At 74.1% G+C, this 17,644-nt stretch carries 8 protein-coding genes; 5 read left to right on the top strand and 3 right to left on the bottom strand.

Features of this window, described 5'->3' with window-relative positions; translation table 11 throughout:
* The first annotated feature begins 86 nt into the window (after positions 1-86).
* The 3 genes from H293_RS0133150 (at position 87) to H293_RS0133140 (ending at position 11,107) form a co-directional block, all read left to right on the top strand.
* Positions 87-8,042: a type I polyketide synthase gene (locus tag H293_RS0133150; RefSeq protein WP_033415937.1), complete on the top strand. Its 7,956-nt coding sequence runs from the start codon at positions 87-89 to the stop codon at positions 8,040-8,042.
* A gap of 18 nt (positions 8,043-8,060) precedes the next feature.
* Positions 8,061-9,530, top strand: coding sequence for a tryptophan 7-halogenase (locus H293_RS0133145; RefSeq protein WP_020122122.1), 1,470 nt, complete (start codon positions 8,061-8,063; stop codon positions 9,528-9,530).
* 98 nt (positions 9,531-9,628) lie between these two features.
* A complete protein-coding gene (locus H293_RS0133140; RefSeq protein ID WP_020122121.1) occupies positions 9,629-11,107 on the top strand; it encodes a glycoside hydrolase family 3 N-terminal domain-containing protein in 1,479 nt (492 codons plus the stop codon).
* A gap of 68 nt (positions 11,108-11,175) precedes the next feature.
* Here H293_RS0133140 and H293_RS0133135 read toward each other — a convergent pair whose 3' ends face one another.
* The gene (locus H293_RS0133135) at positions 11,176-12,420 is read right to left on the bottom strand and encodes a glycoside hydrolase 5 family protein (RefSeq protein WP_078612745.1); all 1,245 of its coding nucleotides are present in this window, start codon (positions 12,418-12,420) and stop codon (positions 11,176-11,178) included.
* Between the two features lie 68 nt (positions 12,421-12,488).
* Between H293_RS0133135 and H293_RS0133130 the strand changes: the two genes are divergently transcribed.
* Together H293_RS0133130 and H293_RS0133125 are read left to right on the top strand one after the other, a co-directional pair.
* Positions 12,489-13,565 (top strand): N-acetylglucosamine kinase, encoded by a 1,077-nt coding sequence (locus H293_RS0133130; protein WP_051138195.1) that lies wholly within the window; start codon positions 12,489-12,491, stop codon positions 13,563-13,565.
* Positions 13,562-15,778: a glycoside hydrolase family 3 N-terminal domain-containing protein gene (locus H293_RS0133125; RefSeq protein ID WP_028808413.1), complete on the top strand. Its 2,217-nt coding sequence runs from the start codon at positions 13,562-13,564 to the stop codon at positions 15,776-15,778. The genes H293_RS0133130 and H293_RS0133125 overlap by 4 nt, the downstream gene beginning before the upstream one ends.
* Here the strand turns inward: H293_RS0133125 and H293_RS0133120 are convergent.
* Positions 15,742-16,626, bottom strand: coding sequence for a carbohydrate ABC transporter permease (locus H293_RS0133120; RefSeq protein WP_020122117.1), 885 nt, complete (start codon positions 16,624-16,626; stop codon positions 15,742-15,744). The two genes, H293_RS0133125 and H293_RS0133120, sit on opposite strands and share 37 nt — an antisense overlap.
* A complete protein-coding gene (locus H293_RS0133115; RefSeq protein ID WP_020122116.1) occupies positions 16,623-17,642 on the bottom strand; it encodes a carbohydrate ABC transporter permease in 1,020 nt (339 codons plus the stop codon). Before H293_RS0133115 ends, H293_RS0133120 begins: the two co-directional genes overlap by 4 nt.
* Positions 17,643-17,644 lie beyond the last annotated feature (2 nt).

Genomic DNA, 17,644 nt, shown 5'->3' with positions numbered 1-17,644 from the left:
TCCGCCCGCCCTGCGTCCACTTGTGATGCGGTGGCGGGCGTCCGGGCGGGATACGGTGCGGATTCGGTGATCCAGAGGGAGGCCCGATGCGCGTCGGGGCAGAGTCCGCGGTCCGGCCCGTGGCGGAGTTGCTGGTCGAGAACGCCTCGCGGTACGGCGCGAAGCTCGCCTTCGCCGATGACCGGCGGGCGGTGAACTGGGCCGAACTGGAGCTCCGGACACGGCGGTTGGCGGGCGCGCTCGGGGTGGACCGCGGGGCCACGGTGGCGTTCTGCCTCGACAACGGCGTCGAGCTGGTGGAGGGACTGCTCGCCACGGTGCGGGCCGCCGCCGTCGGAGTCCCGCTGAGCCCGCGCGGCACTCATGCCGAGCTCGCGGCGCTGCTCGCCGACTGTGATCCCGACGTACTGGTCGTCGACCGGCGGCAGTTGGCGCGGATCGCCAGCGTGGTGGGGGAGCGGTCACCGCGACTGGTGGTGACCGGCGAGGGACCCGTGCCCGAGGGGGTCGTGCACTTCGACGACCTCGTGGCGGACGGCCGTTCACCCGGACCCCGCGACGACCTCGCCCTGGACGAGCCCGCCTGGCTGCTGTACACCTCCGGCACCTCGGGCACCCCCAGGGCCGCCGTCGCCAGCCAGCGGTCCGCGCTGTGGTCACCGGTCGCCTGCTATGTGCCCCGGCTGGGGCTCTCGGCGGACGACCGGCTGCTGTGGCCGTTGCCGCTCGCGCACACCTACGCCCACTCGCTCTGCGTCCTCGGCACGACCGTGGCGGGCGGCAGCGCGCGGATCACCGCGGTGCGGGAACCGGCCGCGCTGGTACGGCTGACCGAGGGGTTCGCGCCGACCGTACTGGGTGGAGTGCCGCTCACCTACCAGCAGTTACTGGACGCCGGACTCGGCGAGGTGCCCTCGCTGCGGGTCTGCGTCACCGCCGGGGCACCGAGCGATCCGGAGTTGCGGGAGCGCGTCGAGGCGCGGCTCGGGGTGCCGCTGCTCGACGGGTACGGCTCCACCGAGACCTGCGGCAAGATCGCGATGGAGTCGCCTGCGGGGCCGCGGGTGCGGGGCAGCAGCGGGGCCGTGCTGCCCGGCATGGAGGTGCGGTTCGTCGAGCCCGGGACCGGCACGGAGGTCGTGGGCGCCGAGGGGGAGATCTGGGTGCGCGGGCCCGGCGTCATGCTCGGCTACCGCGACGGGGCGGGGGTGGACGGCGACGGCTGGTACCGCACCGGTGACCTGGGGCGACTGGGTGAGCACGGGCACCTGACCGTCACCGGGCGCGTGAACGACCGAATCGTGCGGGGCGGGGAGAACGTCGACCCCGTCGAGGTCGAGCAGGTGCTGCGCGGGCTGCCCGGGGTGCTGGAGGCGGCGGTGGTGGCGCGGCCGCACCCGCTGCTCGGCGAGGTTCCGGTCGCGTTCGTCGTACCGGACGAGCGGGCCCTCGACACGGGCGCGCTGCTGCGGGCCTGCGCCGAGGTGCTCTCCGCGCACAAGGTCCCCGAGGACGTCCTGGTCACCCCGGCCATCCCCCGCACCGCGGCAGGCAAGCCGCGACGGGCCGTCCTCAGGGAGGGCCTCGCCGCCCGCCCGGCCGAGGAGGCCCTCGCGGGACTCGCCGACCGGACCCCGGCGGAGCGCCGGGTGGTGCTGACCGAGCTGGTGTGCGCGGAGACGGCCGCGATCGGCGGCGCGTCGGTGGTCAACGGGGGTGTGGGGGGCCGCGGAGGTGGGACGGTCGCGGAAGTGGCCGTGGGCGGTGGGCTCGCGGCTGCCGACAGGCCCGCGGCCCTGCGTGAGCCGGCGGCCAGGGGCCGTGAAGGGTCGGGCGGTCAGGATGCTGCGGTTCGCGCCGAGTTCGTGGGCCGTGAACGGTCCGTCGGGCACGAGGCTGCCGACCGTGACGAGGCACCCGTCACCGACGCGGCGGCGATCGACCCGCACACCGCCTTCGCCGACCTCGGTCTCACCTCCATGGGCGCGATGACCCTGTGGCACCGGCTCGGCCTCCGTACCGGACTGCGGCTGCCCGCCACCCTGGTCTGGGACCACCCGACGCCCGCCGCGGTCGCCGCGCACCTGGACGAGCGGCTGCACGGCGGCGGGTCCGCGACCAGGGTTCCGCGCCGCGGCCCCGCCGCCGAGCCGATCGCGATCGTGGCCGCCGGCTGCCGTTACCCGGGCGGGGTGCGCTCGCCCGAGGACCTCTGGCGGCTGGTGTCCGACGGCGTGGACGCCACCGGGGAGTTCCCGGCCGACCGGGGCTGGGATGTCGACGCCCTGTACCACCCCGACCCCGACCGGCTCGGGACGACGTACACCCGACGCGGCGGCTTCCTCACCGACGCGGCCGACTTCGACCCGCTCTTCTTCGGCATCTCGCCGCGCGAGGCCACCGCCACGGACCCGCAGCACCGGCTGCTGCTCGAAGTCGCCTGGGAGACGCTGGAGCGCGCCGGCATCTCCGCGCCCTCGCTGCGCGGCAGCGCCACCGGCGTCTATGTCGGCCTGATGCACGGCGGATACGGCGCCGGGGCCCCGGCGCACGCGCTGGAGTCGCACATCGGCGTCGGGTCGGCGGGCAGCGTGGCCTCCGGGCGGATCTCCTACGTGCTGGGCCTGCGCGGTCCCGCCCTGACCGTCGACACGGCCTGCTCGTCCTCGCTCGTCGCCATGGACCTGGCCGCCGCGGCGCTGCGCGCGGGCGAGTGCACCCTCGCGCTGGCGGGAGGCGTGACCGTACTGACCAGTCCGAAGCCGTTCGTGGTGTTCAGCAGGCAGCGCGGGCTGTCGGCGGACGGCCGTTGCCGGTCCTTCGCGGACGGCGCCGACGGCACCGCGTGGGCCGAGGGGGTCGGCCTGGTGCTGCTGGAGAAGCTGTCGGACGCCCGGCGCAACGGCCATCCGGTCCTGGCCGTGCTGCGCGGCTCCGCCGTGAACCAGGACGGCGCCTCCAACGGCCTCACCGCCCCCAACGGGCAGGCCCAACGCGAGCTGATCCGGCTGGCGTTGGCCGACGCCGGGCTGGACACGGCCGATGTCGACGTCGTCGAGGGCCATGGCACCGGGACCGCGCTCGGCGACCCCGTCGAGGCGGGCGCCTTGCTGGCCACCTACGGCCGGGGCCGCGACGCCGACGACCCGGTGTGGCTCGGCTCGGTGAAGTCGAACGTCGGGCACACCCAGGCCGCGGCCGGGGTCGCCGGTGTCATCAAGGTGATCGAGGCGATGCGCCACGGCGAACTGCCCAGGTCGCTCTACGCGGAGCGGCCGTCGCCGCACGTCGACTGGTCCGACGGGGCGGTACGGCTGCTGGACCGGGCCCGGCCCTGGCCGGAGCGCGACCGGCCGCGCCGGGCGGCGGTCTCGTCGTTCGGGATCGGCGGGACCAACGCGCACCTGATCATCGAGGAGCCGGGGGAAGCCGAGGGGGCGGCGCCGGAGCCGCGGCGCGTCCGCTCCGGCCCGGGCACCGTCACCTCCTGGCTCGTCGGCGGCAGCGACGAGGCCGGACTGCGCGCCCATGCCCGGGCGTTGGCGAGCGCGCTGGCCGACGCCGACGGGGAGACGGACGCGCTGGACGTCGCCTACTCGCTCGCGACCACCCGCGCACCCCTCCAGCGCCGTGCCGCCGTCCTGGCCAACGGGACCGAAGGACTCCTCGCCGGATTACGCGAGTTGGCCGACGGCGCCGACAGCCCCGCACTGCGCAAGGGCACCGCGCGCGGTACCGCCAAGGTGGCGCTGCTCTGCACGGGCCAGGGCGCCCAACGGACCGGCATGGGCCGTGAACTCGCGGCGCGCTTCCCCGCGTTCGCCACCCCCTTCGGCGAACTGTGCGACAGCTTCACCCCGTTGCTCGGCCGTCCCCTGCGCGAGGTGATCGACGACCCCGACAGCGACCTCCTGCACCGCACCGACTACGCCCAACCCGCCCTGTTCGCCTACGAGGTCGCGCTGCACACCCTCCTCGCCGACTGCGGTGTACGCCCCGACTTCCTGGTCGGCCACTCGATCGGCGAACTGGCCGCCGCGCACATCGCGGGCGTCTTCTCGCGGGCCGACGCGGTACGGCTGGTGGCCGCGCGGGGCCGGCTGATGGCCGAACTGCCCGCGGGTGGAGCCATGTTCGCCGTACGGGCGCCCCTGGCGGACGTGGTGAAACGGCTCGACGAGGAACCCGGCGCCCGGGTCGCCGTAGCGGCCGTCAACGGACCCGAGTCCGTGGTGCTGTCTGGCGACGAGGAGGCGGTGTCCGGTCTGGCCGCCCGACTCGGGCGCACGGCAACCCGGTTGAAGGTCAGCCACGCCTTCCACTCGCCGCTGCTCGACCCGATGCTGGACGCGTTCCGGGAGGTAGCGGAGTCGGTCACCTACCACCGGCCGTCCGTCCCGGTGGTGTCGACGCTGACCGGCCGCCCGGAACCGGACGCGATCAGGACCGCCGCGTACTGGGTACGGCAGGCACGGGAGACCGTGCTGTTCGCTGACGCGGTGCATTGGCTGGCGCGGGCGGGGGTGACGGCGTACGTGGAGGCGGGACCGTCGGCGGCCCTGCTCACGGCGGCCGAGGAGGGTGTGGAGCCGGATTCCGGAGCCCTGTTCACGTCCGGTGCCGAGACGGCCGCGGCCCTGGCGGAGCTGCACGTCCACGGTGTGCCGGTCGACTGGCGGTCCGTGTACGCCGGAACCGGCGCCCGGCGGCGGGCGTTGCCGACGTACCCCTTCCAGCGTCAGCGCTACTGGCTCGACGTCCGTGACCAGGGCGGCGGGGCCGACGGGAAGCTGGTCGGCGAGGCGCAGCCGGACGCCGACGGGCCCGGGACCCGGTACAGCGGCGCGCTGTCCACCGCACGGCAGCCCTGGCTCGCGGACCATGTGATGGGCGACCGGGTGCTGGTGCCCGCGACGGTCTTCGCCGAGCTGGCCTTCCGGGCGGCGGGGGCGGACGTGGCCAAGGGCCCGCTGCGGCTGTCCGAGCTGGTCTTCCACGAACCGCTGGTGCTGCCCGCCTCGGACCCGGTGCGGATCCAGGTGGTCGCGGACGCCCCGGATGAGGAGGGGAACCGTCCGGTCGCCATGTGGGCGCGGACGGGCACGACCTGGACGCGCCATGCCGAAGCGTCGGTGGCCCCGGTCGGCACAGCTCCCACAGCCGCCCAGGACACCGCTTGGCCACCCGCCGGCGCCGAGGAGGTCGCCGTCGACTACCAGCGGCTCGCCGCGTACGGGCACCACTACGGTCCGGCCTTCCGCGCGGTCACCGGGCTCTGGCTGCGCGGTGCCGAGACCTTCGCCGAGGTGGCGCTGCGCTCTCAAGAGGCGGCGGAGGCCGGCTCGTACACCCTGCACCCCGCGCTGTTCGACGCCGCCCTGCACGCCGCGCTGCTGGCCGAGGGGCCCGGCGAGGCGCGCGTCCCGCTCGCCTGCACCGGCGTGACCGTGCACGAGACCGGCGCCTCCGCCGCCCGGGTCCGTCTGGAGCGACTCGGGGCCGACGAGACACGGGTGACGCTGACCGGCGTGGACGGGCGGCCGCTGGCCACCGTCGAATCCCTCGTCACCCGGGTGACGAAGGTGCGGCCGACAGAGCTGTACCAGGTGGTCTGGCGGCCCGCCACAGAAGCCGGGCACGCCGACACCGAGCACGAACTCCTCGACACGGCAGACCTGTTGAACCAGCCCGGCGAAGACATGCCGGGCCGGACCCGGGACCTCGTCACGGCCGTCCTCGCCCGGGTGCGCGACCGGGTCGCCGGCACCCGCCCGGGCCGTCTGCTGGTGCTCACGCACAAAGCCACCGGGGACGACCCGGACCCGGCGCAGGCCGCGGTGGCCGGGTTCGTGCGCAGCGCCCAGTCCGAGCACCCCGGCCGGATCGTGCAGGTCGACCTCCGCGGCGGCACCCTCACGCCCGCGGCACGGGACGCAGCCCTGAGCTCCGGCGAACCCCAACTCGCCCTGCACGACGGCACGGTGCTGGTGCCCAGGCTGGTCACCACGGGTCCCGCGAGCACCGCGCCGCCCGCCCTCGATCCCGACGGCACCGTGCTGATCACCGGCGGCACCGGGGCGCTCGGCGCGAGCCTCGCCCGGTATCTCGTGGCCGAACACGGAGCCCGGCACCTGCTGTTGGCGAGCCGCAGCGGCCGTACGCCCCACTGGGCGGCCGAACTGGACGCGGACGTACGGGTGATGGCCTGTGATGTGAGCGACCGGTCCGCCGTGGACGCGCTGGTCGGGTCCTGCCGACTGCCCCTGACCGGTGTGTTCCATCTCGCCGGAGTGCTGGCCGACGGGGTGGTGGACGGCATGACGCCGAAGCGGGTGGCCGAAGTGCTGGCGCCCAAGGCGGACGCCGCCTGGCATCTGCACGAGGCGACCGCGGGCCTGGGCCTGGCGGCGTTCGTGCTCTACTCCTCGGCCGCCGGAGTGCTGGGCAGGCCGGGACAGTCCAACTACGCGGCGGCCAACGGCTTCCTCGACGGGCTCGCCGCGTACCGGGCCGCCCGGGGGCTGCCCGCGCGGTCGCTCGCCTGGGGACCCTGGACCACCGCGCAGCACGACGGCATGGCGGGCCGGGTCGGGCCGAACCCGCCGGCCGAGGACGAGGTGCCCGCGATCACCGAGCGGGCGGGCGTCGAACTGCTGGACTCCGCGCTGCGCACGGCGGTACCCGTGCTGGTGCCCGTCCCGTTCGCCCGCGCCACGTGGGGCGGCTCGCCCCTGCCGTTGCTCGCGGACCTGCGGCCGGCGCGCCCGACGCCGGCCGCCGTGGCACCGGCGGCCGACCAGGCCCCCGGTGCCTGGCGCAAGAGGCTCGCCGCCGCTCCAGAGGCCGACCGCGCCGCTGTGCTGGCCGGTCTGCTCCGCGCCGAGCTCGCTGCCGTGCTCGGCTTCCCGGACGCGGACGCCTTCCCGGCCGACCGCGAGTTCGGACAGCTCGGCTTCGACTCGCTGACGGCCCTTCAGTTCCGCAACCGGCTCAGCGCGTTCACCCGGGTGCGACTGGCGCCGACGGTCGTCCTCGAACACCCGACGCTGGAGGGGCTGTCGGCGCACCTCCTCGCCGCGCTGGGGGCGGCGGGTGCGTTGCCCGAGCCGGTGGACACCCCGGGGCCGGGGACGACGACCACCACGGCGAAGCGGACGACGGAGACCCCGGCGACGGAGCCGCCGACCCAAGTGCCTTCGCCCGCCTACCGGTTCACCACCCTCTACCACCGCGTCCTGCGCGAGCAGGGCCCGCTGGAGGCGATGACCCTGCGGTGCGTCTCCTCGTACGCCCTGCCGTCCTTCACCGCGGACGACCGCGCCCGGCACGCCGTCCGACCCGTCCGGCTCGCCCGAAACGGCACCGGCGGAAGGGCCGCGGCGCTCGCTTACCTCCCCGACTACCTGGCACCCTTCCACCGTGTCCCCACCGGCCTGGCCGAACGGTTTGACGGGGAACGGGACGTGTACCTCCTGGAGCACCCCGGATTCGGTGCCCACAGGGCGGTTCCGGACTCGATGGAGACACTGGCGCGGGCGCACGCCGACGCGGTCCGCGAGATCGCCCGGGGCGGCCCCGTCGTCCTGGTCGGCTACTGCGCAGGCGGTGTGATCGCCCACGAGGTGGCACGCCGTCTGGCGATCGCGGGAGAGCCGCCGGCCGGTGTCGTCCTGGTCGACTCCCACGCGGGCGTGCTCCAGCGAGGGGACGCACGCGCCCTGGCCCTGATGGCCGCCGGTGCCGCCCTGCCGGAGGACGTGGTCGCGGAGTTCGACGACTCGTTGCTCATCGCGGGCGGTGGCTATGCGCGCGTCCTGGAGGGATGGCGGCCCGAGCAGGATCCGGGGATCCCGCCCGTGCCGACGCTGCTGCTGCGCGGCCGGCCGACCGCCGAGATGCGGCGCGGCGACCCCGAGGGTGACTGGCTGCCGCACTGGCCGCTGCCCCACGACACCGCGGACGTCCCCGGCGACCACTACTCCGTCGTCCACCAGGACGCCGATTCCACGGCCGCGGCGATCCGGGCCTGGCTGACCGAGTGACCCGATCGAGGAGCTTCGATGAACCCCGAGTACGACCTGATCGTCGTCGGCGGCGGTCCGGCCGGATCGACCGCGGCGGCCGCCGTCGCGCTGCGCGGACACCGGGTGCTGCTGCTGGAGCGGGAGACCTTCCCGCGGTACCAGATCGGTGAGTCGCTGCTGCCCGCGACCGTGCACGGCCTGTGCGGCCTCCTCGGTGTCGCCGACGAGGTCGCCGCGGCCGGGTTCACCCTCAAGCGGGGCGGCACCCTGCGCTGGGGCCGCGACCCGAAGCCGTGGCAGTTCTCCTTCGCCATGACGCCCCGGCTGCCCGAACCCACCGCGACGGCCTTCCAGGTGGAGCGCTCCCGCTTCGACGAGATCCTGCTGCGCAACGCGGCCCGGGTCGGCGCCGAGGTCCGCGAGGGCAGCCCGGTGCGCCGGATCGTCGCCGACGACGAGCGGGTGCGCGGGGTCGAGTACACCGACGGGGACGGCAACTCCCGTACGGCATACGGCCGTCACGTGATCGACGCGTCCGGCAACACCAGCCGGGTCCACTCCGGGGTGGGCGGGATGCGGGTGTACTCCGACTTCTTCCGCAACCTCGCCGTGTTCGGGTACTTCGCGGGCGGACGCCGGCTCCCCGAACCGAACCGGGGCAACATCTTCTGCGCCGCGTTCGACGCCGGCTGGCTCTGGTACATCCCGCTGCGCGACGACCTGACCAGCGTCGGCGCGGTGATCTCGCCCGAGCACCACCTGGCCGTGCAGCGGGACCCGCGGGCCGCCTGGCAGGACATGGTCCGGGCCTGCCCCGAGGTCGCCGAGCTGCTCGACGGAGTGCCGGCCGCGACCGAGCCGCCGTACGACCGGGTGCGGGTGCGCAAGGACTGGTCGTACTGGAAGACGTCCTTCTGGACGCCCGGCATGGCGCTCGTCGGCGATGCCGCCTGCTTCGTGGACCCGGTGCTGTCCTCCGGGGTCCATCTGGCCACCTACGGCGCCCTGCTGGCGGCCCGCGCGGTCAACTCCGCGCTCGACGGCAGCGTGCCGGAGGAGCGCGGCTTCGCCGAGTTCGAGACCCGCTACCGGCGCGAGTACCGGGTGTTCTACGACTTTCTCATCGCCTTCTACGACATGGAGCGCAACGACCGGTCGTACTTCTGGTCCGCGAAGAAGGTCACGAAGGTCGACAGCACCGAGGTGGCGGCCTTCGCCGAGCTGGCGGGCGGACTGGTCTCGGGTGACACGGCGGTGCTGGGTCCGGAGCGGTTCGGGGACCGGTGGAGTGCCGCGGCGGCCGAACTGGACGGCGCGGTGGGCCGGTTGGCCACGTCGGACGACCGGACCAACCCGCTGCTGTCGACGCGGGTCGTGGGCGAGACCTTCCGGACCGGCAACGACCTCCAGGAGCAGGCGCTCTACGGCGGCCCGCTGGACGAGACCGCGCCCGCCGCGCCGGGCCACCTCGTCGCCTCCGCCGACGGGCTGGGCTGGGAGAGGTAGCCGGAGAGCCGGCGGGGCAGGCAGCGGGAGAGCCGGGGATGAATGGCAGAACCACTGGTCTGTTGACTTTCGGCTGAGCGAGCCAGAGGATTCCAGGGGTGACCCACTCCGAGCGCCCGTCTGCCCGCACCGCCCTCCCCGTCGACCTCGACGAGGCCGCCCACCGCTGTCTCGTCGCCGGGTTCGAAGGCACCACGGCCGTCCCCGACACCCTGAAGCGGCTCATCGACCGCGGTCTCGGCGGGGTCATCCTGTTCACCCGCAACGTGCGCGACGCGGAACAGGTGCGCCGGCTCACCGACACCCTGCGGGCCCTGCGCCCCGATCTGCTGGTCGCCATCGACAACGAGGGCGGCGGCATCGGGCACCTGGTCGCCGCCGACGCCCCGGAGGTCCCCGGCTCCTACGCGCTCGGCGTCGTGGACGACCCGGAACTCACCGCCCGCTGCGCCGACGCCCTCGCCGGACATCTGGCCACCCTCGGCATCACCGCCTCCTACGCCCCCGTCGCCGACGTCCAGCGCCAGGCCGGCAACCCGATCGTGCGCACCCGTGCCTTCGGCGAGGACACCGCGCTGGTGTCCCGGCACCTCGGCGCCTGGATCACGGCCACCGAGGCACGCGGCATCGCCTCCTGCGCCAAGCACTTCCCGGGGCACGGCGGCACGCTCACCGACAGCCACCACGAACTCGCCGTCGACCCGCGGCCGTACGAGGAACTCGACCTCGCTCCCTTCCGGGCCGCGATCGCCGCGGGCGTGCCGATGCTCATGAGCGCGCACGTCGTGTTCCCGGCGCTGGACGCCAACCGGCCGGCCACGCTCAGCCGGCGCGTCCTCGGGGACCTGCTGCGGCACGAGCTCGGGTTCGACGGGGTGCTGGTCAGCGACGCGCTGGAGATGAAGGCGATCTCCGACCTGTACGGGGAGGCGGCCGGGGCGCGGATCGCGCTGGCCGCCGGGGCGGACCAGGTCATCGTCGCCGTGCCGGATCTGGGGGTCACGTTGGAGTGCCGGGACGCGGTGCTGGAGGCGTTGCGGGACGGGGTGCTGGCGCGGGAGCGGGTGGGGGAGGCCGCCCGGCGGGTTCAGCGGCTGGTCGAGCGGTATGCGACGCCGGTGGACGAGATCGCCGTATGGGACGCGGGGGCGGGGTTGGAGGCGGCCCGGCGCGCGGTGGGCTCCCAGCCCCTCCCGGTGCCCGTGTCCGGTGCGCATGTCGTGGATCTGTTCCCGGTGCCGCATCCCGCGCTGAACTGGGGTGGGGAGGATCTGCTGACCGAGGTGCTGGCCGTCGATCCGACGGCCACGGGGGCGGCGGTGGCCGGGGAGCCGGTCGATCCGTCCGCCCTCGTCGACGTGATCCTGGCCAAGGCAGGGAGCGCGCCTCTGGTCGTGGCCACGTGTGATGCGGGCCTGCACCCGTGGCAGGCCCGCGTGCGGGACGAGCTGCTGGGCCGGCGGCCGGGGGCGGTGCGGGTCGCCACGGGGCTGCCGGAGGACGGCGCCTTGTGTTCCTACGGGCGCGGGAAGGTCAATCTGCGGGCGGTCGCTGAGGTGCTGAGCGCCGCGCGTTAGCTGCGGGCCGGTAGGGGGCCGGTCGCGTTCCCCGCGCCCATGAGGACGCTCACCTGCGGGCTCACCTGCTACGGAACTCGAACGAGCTCCTTGATCCCCCTGGCCGCCAAGTAGCTCTCGTCCTCCGCCCGCTCCGCCAGGACCACCGCAGGACGCACCCCCTGCTGACGCGAGCGCATCCACTCGTCGAAGTACGCCCCGCCCGGCCCCGACACCGAGCGCGTGGACGGTGTGCAGTCCAGGACCAGGGCCGTGTCGCGCGGCTCGACCGACGACGGTCCCGCCCGCAGTTCGGCGATCGTCGCCGCCACCGCCCGCGCGATGGGCTTGGGCCTGCCCGCCGCGTCGAACAGCCCGAGCGTGTACTCCAGTTCCGGGAAGTCCGCCAGTGACCGGTCCACGTCGTGGGAGCACCACCACGTCACGCCCCACAGGTCCGCGCACCCCGAGGCGTTCAGGATCGTCTCGCGGGCGAAGTGCGGGGCGTCGGCGGCCGGGATGTGGGGTTCCGGGGCGCCCGTCTCCTGGATCCAGACCGGGCGGGCCGGGTCCTCGGCGTAGGCCTTGGCCAGTTCCGTGCCGTACTCGGCGAGGTGCAGGACCTGGGGGGAACGGGGGCCGTACAGGCTCGCGCAGCCGCCGGAGAAGACCCACGGGTGGACCGTGGTGACATCGCCCTTGCGGGCCGAGGCCTCCGGGGTGAAGGGGTGGTCGTCGCCGTACCAGGCGGCGTCGTACGCGGAGTGCGTGACCAGGCCGCCGTCGGCGCCGAGGCCCGCTCGGGCGGCCGCCAGCAGCGTGTCCAGGTAGTGGTCGACCTCCGCCGCCGTCGCCGGGTTGTGCTCGATCAGGTTGTTGAGCTCGTTGCCCAGCTGGAGGCCGATGAGGTTCGGGCGGCCGGCGAGGGCGCGGCCGAGGGTGCGGAGGAGGTCCGCCTGGGCGGTGATGGCGTCCGGGTCGGTGAAGACGTTGCGGTGGTGCCAGCTGCGGGTCCACTCCGGGTAGAAGTCGAAGCTCGACAGATGGCCCTGCACGCCGTCCACCAGCACGTCGAGGCCCGCCTCTGCGGCTAGGTCGACCAGCCGCGCCAGCTGGTCCACGGCGGCGGAGCGGATCAGCGTGCGGTTGGGCTGGAGCAGCGGCCACAGGTGGAAGACGCGGACGTGGTCGAGCCCGAGCCCGGCTATCTGGGCCAGGTCCTCGCGGGTGCGGGCCGGATCGAAGTCGTGCCAGGCGTGGAACCAGCCGTGGCGGGGCGTGTAGTTGACGCCGAAGCGGAGCGTGGGAATGGGATCCTCCTCGGGTTCGGCCAGGTCCGACCTCGGTCCGGCTCAGGTTCAGCTCTTGTCCTGCGCGAATGTATCAATCACCATAGTCATCGATGGGTAATTATTTGAACCACGACGTGCGCGACTCCGGCGCCCTGGTCATCGGCCTCGACGCCGGCGGCACCCGCACCCGCGCGGTCCTCGCCGCCGCCGACGACGGTCGCGTGCTGGGCGAGAGCACCGGCGGGCCGGGCAACGCCATGACCGTCCACGTCCCCCAGCTCACCGACCACCTCACCGAGGCGCTCGCCCAGGTGGTGCCGGAGGCGGCGCGTGCCCGCGTCGTGGCCGTGACCGGCGGTTTCGCGGGCGCCACGGCGGCCTCCGGGGACGACCCCGGCACCGGCAGGGCCCGCACCGCCCTCACCGAGGCCCTGCGCCGCCTGGGCGTCCCGACCGGCCGGGTCGGCGTCTGCAGCGACATCGAGGCCGCCTTCGCGGCCGCCCCCGGCACCCCCTCCGAGGGCCTCGCCCTGGTCGCGGGCACCGGCGCGGTCGCCATGCGCATCACCGGCCGGCACGCCACGACCACCGTGGACGGCGACGGCTGGCTCCTCGGCGACGAGGGCAGCGGCTTCTGGATCGGCCGCAGCGCGGTCCGCGCCGCCCTGCGCATGGCCGACGGCCGCGGCCGTCCGACGGTCCTCGCCGGCTGGGTCGGCCGCACCCTGGGCCTGCCGGTCGACGTCCTCCCGAAGGGCGGAATCCCTTCCTACGACCGTGGCGGCGCCGTCTCCCCGAGCGGTACCGCCCCCCACCCCACCGGCGTCCCCGGCTGGGAACGCGCCCGGCGTGAGGACTTCCGCCGCCATCTGCTGCCCGCCGTCATGGCCGATCCGCCGATCCGGCTGGCCCGCTTCGCCCCGCTGGTCGCCGAGGCGGCCGCCGAGAAGGACGCCGTCGCCGAGACCATCCTGGGCGAGGCGGCGGACCACCTGCTGGAGGCCGTACGGGCGCTGGAACCGCAGCCCGGGGAGCGGATCGTCGCCACGGGCGGGCTCCTGGGCCCCGAGGGCCCGCTCACCGACCCGCTGGCCGAACGGCTCCGCGCGCACGGCCTGAGCCTGGACTGGGTGGCCGACGGCTGCCCCGGCGCGGTCGCCCTCGCACGCCTGGCGCACCGGTCATGAGCGACGCCGTGTACCGCGACCCCACCGCCCCGGTCGACGCCCGCGTCCGCGACCTCCTCTCCCGGATGACCCTGCGCGAGAAGGTCGGCCAGCTCAACCAGCGGATGTACGGCTGGGACGCCTACCGCCGCACCCCCGACGGCGGCTTCGAGCTCACCGAGGCCCTGCATGCCGAGACCGACCGCTTCGAGGGCCTGGGCGCCCTGTACGGCCTCCAGCGCGCCGACGCCTGGTCCGGCGTGGATCACGGGAACGGACCCGGCGCGGAGGACGGGGCCGCCCTCGCCGACCTGGTGCAGCGGCACGTCGTGGGCCGGAGTCGGCTCGGCATCCCGGCGCTGTTCGTCGAGGAGGTCCCGCACGGCCTCATGGCCCTCGACGGCACGGTCCTCCCGGTCAACCTGGCGATCGGTGCCACCTGGGACCCCGAGCTGTACGAGCGCGCCGCCGCCCACGCCGCCGCCGAACTCCGTGCGCGCGGCGGCCACGTGGCCCTCGTCTCCGCCCTGGACATCGTCCGCGACCCGCGCTGGGGCCGCACCGAGGAGTGCTTCGGCGAGGACCCTCACCTCGCGGGCCGGCTGACGCAGGCGTTGGTCCGGGGAATGCAGGGTGCTTCTCCGGACGGCCTCTTCGCCGCCGACAAGGCCCCCGTCGTCCTCAAGCACTTCGCCGGGCAGGGAGCAACCGTCGGCGGCCGCAACTCCGCGGAGTCGGAGCTGGGTTGGCGTGAGCTGCACGAGATCCACCTCCCCGCCGCCCGGGCCGGTGTCCGCGCGGGTGCCGCCGCCGTCATGGCCGCGTACAACGAGGTCGACGGCATGCCCTGCTCCGGCAACCGCGCCCTGCTCACCGGGCTGCTCCGCGAGGAGTGGGGCTTCGACGGGCTCGTCATGGCGGACGGCCTCGCCGTCGACCGGCTGGCCCGGATCACCGGCGACACGACCTCGGCGGGCGCTCTCGCCCTCGACTCCGGGGTGGATCTGAGCCTTTGGGACGAGGGCTTCACGCACCTGGAGGAGGCGGTCGAGCGAGGGCTCGTCAAGGAGACCGTCCTCGACGCCGCCGTCGCCCGGGTCCTGCGCCTCAAGTTCCGGCTGGGCCTGTTCGAGCGGCAGCACACGACGGCCTCCCGGCCGGCCGGCGGCGCGGAACTCAGCAAGCAGATTGCACGGGCCGCCGTCACCCTGCTGCGCAACGACGGAGTGCTCCCCGTCGGCGCGAACGTCTCACGGATCGCCGTGCTCGGACCCCAGGCAGCCACCACCGCCCACCAGTCGGGCGACTACACGGCCCCGCAGCGCCCCGGCACCGGCAGCAGCGTCCTCGACGCCCTGCGCAGGCTCGCCCCGGCCGGCCTCGACATCCGCCACGCCCCGGGCTGTTCCCTCACCGGTGACGACCTCTCCGGCATGCCGGCGGCGATCGCCCAGGCCGCCGCGTCCGACCTCGCCGTGCTGGTGCTGGGCGGCAGCAGCGCCCGTACTCCCGGCACCGAGTTCGACGCCAACGGGGCCGCGCGCACGGCGGTCTCCGAGATGACCTGCGGCGAGGGCGTCGACCTCGCCGGACTGCGGCTGGGCGGCGCCCAGTACGCACTGCTGGACGCCGTGGTGGCGACGGGTACGCCGACCGCGGTCGTGCTGGTCCAGGGGCGCCCGCACCTCGTGCCGGACACCGCGCCCGCCCTGCTCTCCGCCTGGTATCCCGGCCCCTGGGGCGGCGAGGCGATCGCCGAGGTGCTGCTCGGGCTCACGGAACCGGTGGGCCGTCTGCCCGTCTCCGTGCCCCGCTCGGCGGCCCAACTCCCCGTCTACTACAACCACAAGGACACCGAGTACGGCGGCTACGTCGACGAGAGCGCCGAGCCGCGGTACTCCTTCGGGCACGGACTGTCGTACACGAGCTTCGCGTACGGCGAGCCGCGACCGACGGGACGCACGGTCGAGGTCGACGTCACCAACACCGGTCGCCGGTACGGGCGTTCGGTCGTCCAGGTGTATCTGCGCCGCCTGATCACGCGCACCTGGCCGCGCACCCTCGAACTGTGCGCGTTCGAGGGCGTCGGCCTGGCGCCGGGCGAGCGCCGTACGGTGACCCTGCCCCTGGACGGCGTCACCGGCACCGTCGAGATCCGGGTCGCCGCGTCAGCCCGGGAGGCGCTCACCGCGAAGGGTCACAGCTTGACGGCCCCGGACGACACGCCCTTGTAGAACCAGCGCTGGGTGATCACGAACAGCACCAGCACGGGGACCACCGAGATCACCGAACCGGCCATGACCATCCGCTGGTCGTAGCCGAACGACGAGCTCTGCAGGCGGGAAAGCCCCAGTGTCAGCGTCATGTTGCTCTCGGAGCGCAGCACGATCAGCGGCCACAGGAAGTCGTCCCAGGCGCTGATGAACGTGTTGATGACGACCACCATGATCGCGCCCCACGCGGACGGCAGATACAGGTACCGGAAGCGCTGCCACTCGTTCGCTCCGTCGAGCATCGCCGAGTCCTCGATCTCGCGTGGGACCGCGAGGAAGGCGCCGCGCATGAGGAGGACGTTGATGGCGCCGACGAACCCGGGCAGCCACACGCCCGCCAGGCTGTCGACCAGGCCCAGGTCGCGGATGCTGATGAACAGCGAGACCATGATCGACTCGAAGGGGAACATCATCGAGGCGACCAGCACCACCCAGACCGCCTTGCGGCCCTTCCAGGCGGGCTTGGAGAGCATGTAGCCGGCCGTCGTGGAGAAGACCAGCTGGCTGGTGATCGACAGGGCGACCACGATCAGGCTGTTCCTGATGTACGACCACACCGGCACCTGGTCGAAGACCGTCCGGTAGGCGCGCAGCGTCGGGTGGTGCGGCAGCAGGGTGGCGTCCGCGCCGAAGACATCCTCGCTCGTGCCCTTCAGGGAGGCCAGCAGCTGCCACAGCAGCGGGCCCACGGTGAGGCCGAGCACCAGGAGGAGGAGCAGATAGCGGACGACCAGCTCGCGCGGACGGCCGTAGTCCCGCCAACGCGGCATCAGGCGACGGCCCTTGGTCTCGACGACACTCGTCGTCATGACTCGTCCTCCTTGGTCAGACGCTGCGCCAGCAGGGTCAGCCCCAGCGTCAGCGCGAACAGGGCCACGCTGACGGCCGAGCCGTATCCCGCGTTGCCGGTGATCGGGTCCAGGCCGACGTCCCGGATGTAGAACGGCAGGGTGCGGTCGGCGCCGCCGGGACCGCCGGTGGAGCTGCCGAGCATGTAGATCTCGGTGAACACCCTGAGCGAGCCGATGCCGGTGAGGGTGCCGACGAGCATCATCGCCGTCCGTACGCCGGGAACCGTGATGTGCCAGAAGCGGCGCACGGCACCGGCGCCGTCCATCTGCGCGGCCTCGTGCAGTTCCCTGGGCACGTTCCCGAGGGCGGCCAGGTAGAAGACCGTGTACCAGCCGAGGCCCTTCCACAGGGTCAGGCCCATCGCGGAGAGCAGGATCAGCCACGAGTCGGAGAGGAACGGGATCGCCGACTTGATCAAGTGGGCTTTCTGCAGCCAGGTGTTGACCAACCCGTCGTCCGCGAGCAGCCACTGCCAGCTCAGGCCCACGACCACGCTGGAGGCGAGCACCGGGGTGTAGAAGGCGGAGCGGAAGAAGCCGATGCCGGGCAGGTTCCGCTCCACCAGGACGGCCAGCATCAGCGGCAGCAGCACCATCAGCGGCACCACGATCACGGCGTACAGGACGCTGTTGCGGGTGGCGAGCCAGAAGTCGTCGTCCTGGAGCATCCGCGTGTAGTTGTCGAGTCCGACGAACCCCGCGGTGCCGCCCAGCGGCTTGGCGTTGGTGAACGACAGCAGGAGCGTGTTGAGGAACGGGAACACCCCGAAGACCACCGCGCACCCGATCGCCGGGGCGGTCCACAGCCACGGCAGCCACCAACGGCGGTACATGGCCGCTCCGTTGGCCCCGGGAGCGGGACCCGGCAGCACGGCCCTGGCGAGTCGGCGGAGGCGGGACGGGGCCGGGGCCGGGCCCGGCGCGGAGCTCGGGGACTCCGTGCCGGACACCGGCTGCGTGATCTGCGCCGTCACCG

The sequence above is a fragment of the Streptomyces canus 299MFChir4.1 genome (assembly GCF_000383615.1).
Lineage (GTDB): Bacteria > Actinomycetota > Actinomycetes > Streptomycetales > Streptomycetaceae > Streptomyces > Streptomyces canus_C.
This window is presented reverse-complemented; position numbering and strand designations above follow the sequence as displayed.

Coding starts and splice junctions, on each gene's coding strand:
- H293_RS0133150 (WP_033415937.1), top strand. CDS start 87: ATGCGCGTCGGGGCAGAGTCCGCGGTCCGGCCCGTGGCGGAGTTGCTG.
- H293_RS0133145 (WP_020122122.1), top strand. CDS start 8,061: ATGAACCCCGAGTACGACCTGATCGTCGTCGGCGGCGGTCCGGCCGGA.
- H293_RS0133130 (WP_051138195.1), top strand. CDS start 12,489: ATGGGTAATTATTTGAACCACGACGTGCGCGACTCCGGCGCCCTGGTC.
- H293_RS0133125 (WP_028808413.1), top strand. CDS start 13,562: ATGAGCGACGCCGTGTACCGCGACCCCACCGCCCCGGTCGACGCCCGC.
- H293_RS0133120 (WP_020122117.1), bottom strand. CDS start 16,626: ATGACGACGAGTGTCGTCGAGACCAAGGGCCGTCGCCTGATGCCGCGT.